General features: G+C 61.4%; 9 protein-coding genes. 2 read left to right on the top strand and 7 right to left on the bottom strand.

Going from position 1 to position 10,635, the window contains the following annotated elements:
* The 3 genes from AAC035_RS12945 to AAC035_RS12935 form a co-directional block, all read right to left on the bottom strand.
* Nucleotides 1–975: FGGY-family carbohydrate kinase (locus tag AAC035_RS12945; RefSeq protein WP_339804830.1), on the bottom strand; the 975-nt coding region annotated here is incomplete at its 3' end.
* Between the two features lie 5 nt (nt 976–980).
* A complete protein-coding gene (locus AAC035_RS12940) occupies nt 981–2,552 on the bottom strand; it encodes a glycerol-3-phosphate dehydrogenase/oxidase (protein WP_339804828.1) in 1,572 nt (523 codons plus the stop codon).
* Nucleotides 2,545–4,203, bottom strand: a complete 1,659-nt coding sequence (locus tag AAC035_RS12935) for an FAD-binding oxidoreductase (RefSeq protein WP_339804826.1) — start codon at nt 4,201–4,203, stop codon at nt 2,545–2,547. Before AAC035_RS12935 ends, AAC035_RS12940 begins: the two co-directional genes overlap by 8 nt.
* A gap of 257 nt (nt 4,204–4,460) precedes the next feature.
* On the opposite strand from AAC035_RS12935, the gene AAC035_RS12930 reads away from it, so the two are divergent.
* Nucleotides 4,461–4,874, top strand: a complete 414-nt coding sequence (locus AAC035_RS12930) for a hypothetical protein (RefSeq protein WP_339804824.1) — start codon at nt 4,461–4,463, stop codon at nt 4,872–4,874.
* Nucleotides 4,864–5,433, top strand: a complete 570-nt coding sequence (locus tag AAC035_RS12925; RefSeq protein ID WP_339804822.1) for an AAA family ATPase — start codon at nt 4,864–4,866, stop codon at nt 5,431–5,433. Before AAC035_RS12930 ends, AAC035_RS12925 begins: the two co-directional genes overlap by 11 nt.
* Before the next feature lie 5 nt (nt 5,434–5,438).
* Here the strand turns inward: AAC035_RS12925 and AAC035_RS12920 are convergent, their stop codons facing one another.
* The 4 genes from AAC035_RS12920 to AAC035_RS12905 form a co-directional block, all read right to left on the bottom strand.
* Nucleotides 5,439–6,332 (bottom strand): hydroxymethylglutaryl-CoA lyase, encoded by an 894-nt coding sequence (locus AAC035_RS12920; protein WP_339804820.1) that lies wholly within the window; start codon nt 6,330–6,332, stop codon nt 5,439–5,441.
* A 3-nt stretch (nt 6,333–6,335) separates the two neighbouring features.
* Entirely contained in the window at nt 6,336–8,348 is a 2,013-nt protein-coding gene (locus tag AAC035_RS12915; protein WP_339804818.1) for an acetyl/propionyl/methylcrotonyl-CoA carboxylase subunit alpha, read from the bottom strand.
* Nucleotides 8,345–9,139 (bottom strand): enoyl-CoA hydratase-related protein, encoded by a 795-nt coding sequence (locus AAC035_RS12910; protein WP_339804817.1) that lies wholly within the window; start codon nt 9,137–9,139, stop codon nt 8,345–8,347. The genes AAC035_RS12915 and AAC035_RS12910 overlap by 4 nt, the downstream gene beginning before the upstream one ends.
* 34 nt (nt 9,140–9,173) lie before the next feature.
* The coding region (locus tag AAC035_RS12905) for a carboxyl transferase domain-containing protein (RefSeq protein ID WP_339804815.1) at nt 9,174–10,635 on the bottom strand (1,462 nt) is incomplete at its 5' end.

Here is a 10,635-nt window from a genome sequence, read left to right as displayed (position 1 = left end):
GAGCCTCTGCTCCCTGAGACCGAACTCCCGCTTGAACCAGCTCACCATCCAGTACCCGCGGTAGATCATGACTTCGGTGGAGTAGTGGCCCGGAATGGCGGAAGGGTATGGCGGCATAAACCTGACCGGTTCCACATAGCGGTGGTTACTGGTGTTGATGGTGGCGGTAGTGCCGTAGCTGAGGCAGGCAATGTCTGGCGACAGCCCACCACTGCCAAGCGCCTCACAGGCCTTGTCAGACGCGGCAGCAATCACCGGCAAACCCGCCCGCACGCCAAGATGCGCTGCGGAATCTGGTAGCAGTGTGCCCAGCCGCTCCCCTGGTCTGACAAGATCCGGCAGCATGGCTGGGGTTACCGGCAGCAACCGCCATTTGAAATCCTGCTTCCCGGCCCACCGGTGCTTCTTGTAATCGAACGGCAGGTAGCCCACCTGACTGCCGGTGGAGTCCCGGTATTCTCCGGTCAGCCGGAAATTCACGTAGCCGGACAGCAACAGGAATTTATGGGTTTGCTGCCAGATATCCGGCTGGTGTTGGGCAATCCAGTTGGCCTGGGCATTCTTGCGGAACTGATCGATGGTGTCCTGTAACCGGGCCGCCCGGAACAGCCAGCCCCAGGGCCCGGGCACCGGGCCTTCAATTTGTGCATGACGCTGATCCAGCCAGATAATTGCCGGCCGCAAAGGTACCCCCTGCCGATCCAGATTCACCACGGTGCCGCGCTGGGTTGTGACAGTGACACCCGCGACCTGAGCGGGGTTTGCGTCTGTATTCTGCCAGAGTTGCTGACAGGCCTGGCCCAGAGATTCCCAGAAATACGCCGGGTGCTGTTCGGCCCAGCCGGGGTGCTCTGAAAAATAAGGCTCTATGTCCTGCCGGCCTGATCCCACCAGCTCGCCTGATCTGGTAAACAGCAGCGCACGAATGCTCTGGGTGCCGTTATCAATGGCGAGTATCAGTGGCTCAGTGGTCATGACGGTCAGCCTGCCTCCACGGGCAGGTAATAGGCCCCTCGCCAGATGGCAAGATAGCGGGCACACTCGGCCTGCCATTGCCGGCCGGACCAGGGCATGTCATCCACCAGTCGCTGCTCCATTTCCGGCAACAGTGCCTTGGCACCCGCCGGCAGAATAAGGCCAAGCCGGGTCCGGCGCAGCAGCAGATCGTCCAGATGCACCACAGCTTCATGGCGTACGGACCAATGCAGTTCGGCCCAGAGCACATCGGTGCCGGCAATCTCTTCCAGCGGCCCGGCCTCAAGCAGTCCTGGCAAATCCGCGCCGTACTGTCCCTGCAGCCGGCGCCAGGTCAGGTGACGCACCGATGCCGGCCGGGGTATGGCAGGCGCCGGCTGAAACACCGGCAGGTCGTCGCTGATCAGATCAATCTGCCCCAGCTGGCTGCTGCCGGTAGCCAGCACTTCCCGTGCGATAAGACGGAAGGTGGTGAGTTTGCCGCCGGCAACGGATACCAGACCATCCTCGTTCCAGATCACGTGTTCGCGGCTCTCGCTGGAAGGGGATAGTCCCTTGCCACTGCTGACCACCGGACGTACACCGGACCAGCTGGACAGGACGTCGGCTTCGGTCAGGGGGTAGCCGGGAAAGGCATTGGCTGCCATGCGCAGCAGATAGGTGACCTCATCCCGTGATATCACCGGCTCAATATCCAGGTCCGGGCTATGGTCAAGATCGGTGGTACCGATAACCGTACGACCCAGCCAGGGATAGATAAAGGTCGCGCGGCCGTCGTCCGGGTGCATCAGGGTCAGTGAGACCGAGATGGGTAATTTGTCGAACGGAACGATCAGGTGACTGCCCCGCAGTGGTCGCAGGGTGTCCTTGCCGTCCCTGTTGTGCCACAAACGGTCTGCCCAGGCGCCGGTGGCGTTGATCACCAGTTTTGCGGTGACCATGCGGGCGGGCCCTTGTTCAGGGTTGTCGTCTGACCGGTCCTGCAGTGTTACCTGCCAGTGTCCGGCCTCGCCCTTTGCGATGTCCCCGGCTTTGACATAGTTTCGGATATGGGCTCCCAGGGCCTCGGCTTCCGCCAGTACCCTGATCACCAGTCGGGCGTCTTCGGTCACCGCATCGGAAAAGCCGGTAGCCGCCAGGAGGCCGTCGTCGTTCATGCCCGGTAACCACTGCAGCATCTCTGAGCGGGGGATGGCGTGCTGGTATTTCTCACCGGCAAAAAAGTCGTAGATCCGCAGCAACAACCTGAACAGCCGGGGCCCCGGGAACCGCTTCCGGTAGTGGGGCATGACATAGCGCATGCGGTCCACCAGCCCCGGCGCCTCTTCCAGCATACGCTGGCGCTCCCGGACCGCGTCCCGGGTCAGTCCCAGGTGGCCAGTGGCCAGGTAGCGCAGCCCGCCGTGGACCATTTTTGAGGAACGGCTGGAAGTGCCCCAGGCGTAATCCTTCTGTTCTACCAACAGGGTTTTCAGGCCCGCCGCTGTGGCTTCTCGAACAACACCGGCCCCGGTAATACCACCGCCAATCACCAGTACATCGTAATGATCGGCGATTCCGCTTAACTGATCAGTCATGGCGGTCACCTCCGGCGGAGGGCTGGTTGACCGGATCACCGGGTTGCGTCTGCAGCAGGGTGCCCGGATTGAGCCGCTGCTCCGGATCAAAAGCCCGGGCCAGGGCGTGAATGGCCATCATGCCCAGGGGGCCTTTTTCAACGGGCAGATACGGCGCATGATCCTTGCCGACACCGTGCTGGTGACTGATGGTGCCGCGGTTGGTCACGATCAGCGCCGACGTGGAGTGTTTCAGGGCCTGCCAGCGGGCCAGGGTAGCCTCATAGCTGTCTGCAACCCGGAACACGTAGGTGGTGTAGATGCTGCAACCCTGGGGGTAAAAGTGGGACAGATGGGTGAACACATGCACCTTCTCGCCGGAGCCGCCGGCATCGTCTTGCAGCCCGGTGTTCAGGTTGTGTTCGATCAGTTCGGTCAGGTGGCCAACATTGTCCCAGTCGGTGGCGGTTTCCAGGGTGTCAACCGCGTAGCCCAACTGCCACAGGGATTCTCTGAGGTAGGGCATGGCGAAGCGCTTTTCGGCCCACTTGCGGCCCAGCCCTGTCCCCATATAGATTCCGTCATGACGACGGCAGAGCGATTTCGCCTCGCTCAGGGCTGAGCTGCACTGGCGAGCGGATCCGGTGACACCGAATGTCATCATGCACTTGCCTGCCGCCACTTTCCGCAACGACAGATAGCCTTCCAGCAGCCGGATAAGCCCAGGATGTCCGGCCAGGGCCAGCTGTGTTTCGGTTTCGGTGGCGTTACTGAGGCGCAGCATCGAAAGCTGAGTCCGGTTCTGCACCAGCGCTCTGGACGCCGCCGTGGCCCGGGTCCAGTCCGGAAAGAAGGCGACGTGAAAGGATTCTGTGACCGGCAGGGGCGTTACCCTGACGGCCACCTCGGTAATGATTCCCAGCCGGCCTTCGGAGCCCAGTACCATCTCGCGGATATCCGGACCTGCCGACGAGGCCGGCAGGGTAGGGATAAGCAATGTCCCCCTCAGGGTTTCAATGCGCCCACCGGCAAACAGTTGCTCGATCCGGCCGTAGCGCAACGATTGCTGACCACTGGAACGGCTGGCTACCCAGCCACCGAGGGTCGACAGCTCAAAGGATTGAGGAAAATGGCCAAGGGTGTAGCCCCGGGCGCGAAGCTGGGCCTCCACCAGGGGGCCTGGTGTGCCGGCGCCAAAGGTAGCCAGCTGGCTTTCCACATCCAGGTCCAGCAGCCGGTTCATCCGGGCCAGGCTGACAGTCAGCACCGGTGCATCGCCGGCCAGGGGGTTGATATGACCGGCGACACTGGTACCACCGCCATAGGGAATGACATGGGCGCCGCTGGCCTCCGCGTAGGACAGCAATTCCTTTACGTCGGCACTGGTGGCGGGCAGGGCGACGCCGTCCGGAAAGGTATGGAACCGGCCGCTGCGCATGGCCAGCCAGTCTGGCAGGCTCTGACCCCGGGCGTGACGGGTGCGGGTCTCTGCAGTGCGGTCCACCAGAGGGTGTTCCGGCAGGCGGGAAGGAGGTACCAGCTTCAGGACATCGTCCAGGCTGGCATCAGGCAGCGGACTGGCCGTACCAATCCTGGCCTTCAGAAAGTCTTGTCCGGTTGCTGGCAACACCGGCTGAACACGGTCGTCACCCCAGCCATTCCATCTGCGCATTCGGTACTGCTCCTGCCAGGCTTGTAATAGAAACCGGTTGTGACGCCGGGCATACTGATTCGGTGTGCGAAAACACCCCGGTATCGCCCGCCACTCGGCCATTTGTTAAGGATATTGGCAGTAATCTTCCCACATGGAAAGCCATTGAAAACCCGGCACATCAGGTGAGACTTGCTGCTGACTGATTCAGTTTGTTGCGTTTTGCTACATCCGTGGTAATCTGTATCGAACAGCCTTGATGGTCTCAGGAGGTAATCATGACAACGCCAGTCAGACTCGAAGATTCTCTGGTACGCCGCGCAGCGGCAGAAGCGCAGGTACAGCGTCGATCGACCCCGAAACAGATCGAGTTCTGGGCGGAGATTGGTCGCTCAATCGCCGATGAGGTGAGCGCCGAAGACCTGATTGTGATTACCCAGGGTATCCGCCGGGTCAGGGTGGAAGCGGTAACGCCGGAACCGCTGAACAGTGACGAGCTCTGGGCCGAAGTTGATTCTGCCCGGGAATCCGGTGAACTGTTCCGTGCTATCGCCCGTGACCGCATCGTCTATCAGGCCTCGGAAACCCACCCCGGATGTCTGGATGCCATTTATCCCGACGGCCAGAAGATCACCGGTCACTTCCGCAACGGTCGCTTCGAGCCACTGAACGGGCAGGGCCATGCAGCCTGAGCTCTGGCTCCTGGTTGGAGGAAATGGCTCTGGTAAATCAACGTTTTATGATCGGTTCTTAAAGCGTCGAAACATCCCGTTGGTGAACGCGGACAACATAGCAAGGATGCTCTGGCCCACCGAGCCGGAAGCTCACAGCTATGAAGCAGCGCTGATTGCCGAGAAAGAGCGGTTCCGGTTGCTGAACGAAAAGCAGACCTTCTGCTTTGAAACCGTATACTCCCACCCCTCCAAGCTCGATTTTGTCGCCGCCGCAAAAGCTGCCGGCTACCGCATCCATATTTTCTATTTCCACCTGAACGACACCAGCCTGAACAATGCCAGGGTCGCCTCCCGGGTCACCAGCGGCGGTCACAACGTGCCGGAAGACAAGGTGGCCAGCCGGATACCCAGGACCTGGACCAACGTTCGCGACTCCATTGGCCTGGCCGATGAACTGCACCTGGTGGACAACTCCAGCGCCCGCCAACCCTACATCCGGGTCGCCACCTGGAAAGACGGCCTATGGCAGATTCTGGTGGATCCGGTACCGCGCTGGGCGGCGGAGATTATGGGGTAGCCCACTCAGGCTGTTAACGCTTTACCCACCCGCGACGGATTCTCCCTACCCAGTACCCGGCAAATCTCCGCTCCCAGCGCCGCTACCCTGTTCAGATCCACACCGGTTTCAAAGCCCTGACCCTGCAGCAGATACAGCACGTCCTCAGTGGCGACGTTGCCGGTGGCGCCTTTGGCGTAGGGGCAGCCACCCAGACCGGCGACGGCGCTGTCGAAGATGCGGATGCCCCGTTCAAGACCAGCAGTGATGTTGGCAATGGCCTGGCCGTAGGTATCGTGGCAGTGCAAGGCGAGACGCTCAGTGCCGGTTTCCGGGATAATGGCGTCCAGCAGGGCGTGGATTTCCCGGGGGCGGGCGACGCCAATGGTATCGCCCAGGGAAATCTCGTCGGCCCCCAGCGCCAGCAGCTCCCGGGTGACCCGGGCCACCTGGGCCGGCTCGATGCTGCCTTCGTAAGGGCAGCCCACCACGCAGGAAACATAGCCCCGCACCTTGCGACCGTCCGCTTTTGCCCGTGCTATCACCGGCCGGAAACGCTCCAGGCTCTCATCAATGGAGCAGTTGATGTTCTTCTGGTTGAAGCTCTCCGAGGCGGCGGTAAAGACCGCCATGACTTCAGCTGAGGTCTTCAGGGCGGCATCGAGTCCTTTCTCATTGGGCACCAGTACTTCCGCCCATACGCCGGCCGGGCGCTGGATCAGCGCCATAACCTCATCGGTACCGGCCATCTGCGGCACCCATTTCGGGGACACAAAGCTGCCCGCTTCGATGCGGCGGTGGCCGGCGGCCACCAGAGCATTGAACCAGTCCGCCCGCTGTTGTGGTGACAGCGGGGTTTTCTCGTTCTGCAGACCGTCCCGCAAGCCGACTTCCACCAGGGTAACCTGATTGTCGTTCATGACTCAGGCCTCCTCTTCCGGTTTTTCAAGACGCACCAGAACCTGCGCCGCCACCACGCTGCTGCCATTGTCGCAGAGCACTTCCTCCACCTTGCCGTCAAACCCGGCACGCAGGGTGTGTTCCATTTTCATGGCTTCAAGGGTCAGCAATGCCTGACCCGAAACCACCGTATCGCCCGCAGCCACCAGCACCGAGGTGACCCGGCCGTGCATGGGGGCGGTGAGCTCGGTCTCGTTGGCACCGGCGCCCTCGCGCTCTTCCGGGTTGTTGATGCGGGCGGGCCAGGTCATGGCATCGGCGAAAATCGCCACCTGGTTGCCGCGGCCATGGGCGTCCAGACGAACCTGTCGGCCATTCAGTTGCACCATGAGGCTGCCGTCCGTATTGCCAGACCACTGCAACGTGGTCTCTGTGTCTCCGGACGCAAACCGTGCAGCCTGATCACCACTGAGCTGATAGCGTCCGAAGGTGCGCTCACTGCTCACATCCAGTTCACAGGGTTGCCAGTCAGAACAGGCAATGCGGAATCCGGTCAGCAGCTGCCAGGGGGAGGGCGTCGTAACAGGCGTGGCTGCAGATCGTCCACAAGTGTGCAGCCAGCCCAGCCAGCTTAACGCCAGAACCTCTTCCGGGGTAAAGGGCCCTTCAGCCAGATCCTCCCTATAGTTTTCCACGAAACCGGTGGTCAGGTCTGCGCTGGCGAAGGCGGGGTGGGCCAGCACCCGGCTGACATAGTCCACATTCAGGGTAACGCCATCGGCGTGATATTCCTTCAATGCCTGGATCAGGTTACGGCGGGCCTGGTCCCGGTCGCTGCCACTGGCAATCACTTTCGCCAGCATGGGGTCGTACCAGGGGGTGACTTCAAGGCCTTCGCTGACTCCGGAATCGACCCGCACCGGGCCTTGCGACGAAGGCTCGGTGAGTCGATACAGGTGGCCGGTCTGGGGCAGAAAATCGTTGCCGGGATCTTCGGCGTACACCCGCGCTTCCATGGCATGACCGCTGCAACGCAGTTCGCTCTGGGCCCAGGGCAGGGGTTCGCCAGCGGCCACCCGCAGTTGCCATTCCACCAGATCCAGCCCGGTGATCATTTCGGTGACCGGATGCTCCACCTGCAGACGGGTATTCATCTCCATGAAAAAGAAATCATCGCTCTGTGCATCAAACAGAAATTCCACAGTACCGGCGCCCACGTAGCCGATGGCCTCGCCGCAGCGAACGGCGGCTTCACCCATGGCTTTGCGGATGGCATCGGGGATTCCCGGAGCGGGTGCTTCTTCGATGATCTTCTGATGGCGACGCTGGACCGAGCAGTCCCGGTCAAACAGGTAGCGGCCTTGTCCGTGCTGGTCAAACATCACCTGCACTTCCACATGACGGGGTGCTTCCAGGTAACGTTCCATCAGCAGGTGGGCGTCCCCGAAGGAGGACTCGGCTTCCCGTCTGGCGCCGGTGATCTGCTCGGCCAGCTCTTCCTGGTTGCGGACCACGCGCATGCCTTTACCGCCACCACCGGCACTGGCCTTGATCAGCAGCGGATAGCCGATTGCCGGGGCTTCCCGGGCAAATCGTTCCATGGTCTGCTCATCACCGTGGTAGCCCGGCACCAGGGGCACACCGGCTTTTTCCATCAAAGCCTTGGCGGCGCTTTTGGAGCCCATGGCGGCGATGGCACTGGCCGGAGGCCCGATAAAGGCGATGCCGGCCTTTTCGCAGGCTGCGGCAAACCGGGTATTTTCCGAGAGAAAGCCGTAGCCCGGATGGATAGCGTCAACGCCGGTGGCTTTCGCCGCTTCCACGATCTTGTCGTAATCCAGGTAGCTGGATGCGGCTTCCGCCGGGCCAATGTGAACCGCCTGATCCGCTTCCTTCACAAACGGCGCCTGAGCATCGGCATCGGAATAGACAGCGACACTGCGAACGCCCAGCTGTCTTGCTGTGCGGATAATACGACGGGCAATTTCGCCGCGGTTGGCAATCAACAGGGACTGAATAGGAGATTGTCTGCTCATGATTCCGGCACCCAGCCCGGTGTACGTTTGCTGAAAAAGGCGCCCAGTCCTTCCTGGCCTTCATCACCGGTGCGCAGTCTGGCAATGAGTCGGGCGGTGTAGTCGATGGTGTCTGCACTGATGTGGCCGCCGGTGACCTCGGCCACCAGTGCCTTGCCGGCGGCCATGGCCACCGGGCCGTTACGCAGCAAGGTTACCGTGAGTTCTTCAATGCGGGCATCCAGCTGGTCTTCCGGCACCTGTTCATGAATCAGTCCGATTTCCAGCGCCTTGTCAGCGGGAATTTCTTCGGAACTGAGGAAATAGCGACGGGCCTGGCGCGGTCCCATGGCGCGAACCACATAGGGTCCGATAGCCGCCGGGGTGATGCCCAGGCGGGCTTCACTCAGGCAATAGCGACTGGTGTCAGTGCCCACCGCAATATCGCAGGCAGTGATCAGACCCAGGGCACCGCCGTAGGCCGCACCCTGAACCCGGCAGATGGTTGGCTTGTCGATGAGGTCAAGCACCTGCATCAGTCTGGCCAGACGATGGGCGTCGTCCACGTTCTCCTGCTCACTGAGCGCAGCGGTTTGCTTCATGTAAACAAGATCTGCGCCCGCCGAGAAATGCTTGCCCTCGCCAGCGATGATGACCACGCGACATTGCGGGTTATTGCTGGCCGCTTCGATGGCTTCGGTAAGCTCCACAATAATCTGATCGTTGAAGGCGTTGCGCTTGTCCGCCCGGTTGAGAACAATCCGGGTGACGCCCCGGGCGTCGGTCTGGCTGATAACGGTGGTTTCGGTCATGGCAAATTCCTGAATGTTTGTCGCTTGGGGGCCGTTACATGCGGAACACGCCGAAGCGGGTCTCTTCGGCCGGTGCATTCAGCGAGGCGGAAATGGCAAGTCCCAGGACTTTGCGGGTATCCGCCGGATCAATGACTCCATCGTCCCAGAGTCGGGCTGACGCGTAATAAGGGTTCGACTGGGTTTCGAACTGGTCGATGATGGGCTGTTTGAAGGCCTGCTCCTCGTCCTGACTCCAGCTCTGACCCTTGCGCTCCATACCGGCCCGCTTGACGTCGGCCAGCACTCCGGCAGCCTGTTCGCCACCCATAACCGCGATACGGGCGTTGGGCCACATCCACAAAAAGCGCGGGTTGTAGGCGCGGCCGCACATGCCGTAATTACCGGCGCCGAAACTGCCACCAATAATGACCGTGAACTTGGGTACCCGGGCACAGGCAACGGCGGTCACCATTTTGGCGCCGTTCTTGGCAATGCCGCCGTGCTCGGCCTGCTTGCCCACCATAAAGCCGGTTATATTCTGAAGGAAAATCAAGGGAATACCCCGCTGACTGCACAACTCTATGAAGTGTGCGCCTTTGAGGGCAGACTCCGAGAACAGGATGCCGTTGTTGGCAACAATGCCCACCGGGTGGCCGTACAGATGGGCAAAGCCGCACACCAGACTGGCGCCATAGCCGGCCTTGAACTCATCGAATTCAGAACCGTCCACCAGCCGGGCAATGACTTCGTGAACGTCGTAGGGGGTGCGCTGGTCGGCAGGCACCACACCGTGCAGTTCCTCGGGCGCATGCAGCGGTTCCTGAACCGGTTTGGTCTTGAGGCTGTTGGCCGGGCGATGGTTCAGGTTGGCAATGCAACGGCGGGCTCGTTCCAGGGCTTCTTCTTCGGTGTGGGCCAGATGATCCGCGACGCCGGAAATGTTGCAGTGCACATCGGCTCCACCCAGCTCTTCGGCGGATACGGTTTCGCCTGTGGCCGCCTTGACCAGGGGCGGGCCCGCCAGAAAGATGGAACTCTGGCCTTTCACCATGATGCTCTCATCGGCCATGGCCGGCACGTAGGCGCCACCGGCGGTGCACAGGCCAAGTACTACGGCGATCTGGGGAATGCCCTTGGCGGACATGTTGGCCTGGCGGTAGAAGATATGACCAAAATGTTCGGCGTCAGGAAACACATCATCCTGCTGGGGCAGGTTCGCGCCGCCGGAATCTACCAGGTAAATGCAGGGCAGGTGGTTTTCTTCGGCAACGGTCAGCGCCCGGATGTGTTTCTTGACGGTCAGCGGGTAGTAGGTGCCGCCTTTAACCGTGGAGTCGTTGGCCACGATCAGGCATTCGACCCCTTCCACCTGGCCAATACCGGTGATGATGCCGGCCGACGGGATGTCTTCGCTATAAACGCCGTCCGCCGCCAGGGGCGCGATTTCCAAAAACGGCGAGCCGGGGTCCAGCAGGCGGTTGATTCGATCCCGGGGCAGCAGTTTGTTGCGGCTG

Origin of the sequence: uncultured Marinobacter sp. (assembly GCF_963974375.1) — a bacterium.
Taxonomy (GTDB): domain Bacteria; phylum Pseudomonadota; class Gammaproteobacteria; order Pseudomonadales; family Oleiphilaceae; genus Marinobacter.
This window is presented reverse-complemented; position numbering and strand designations above follow the sequence as displayed.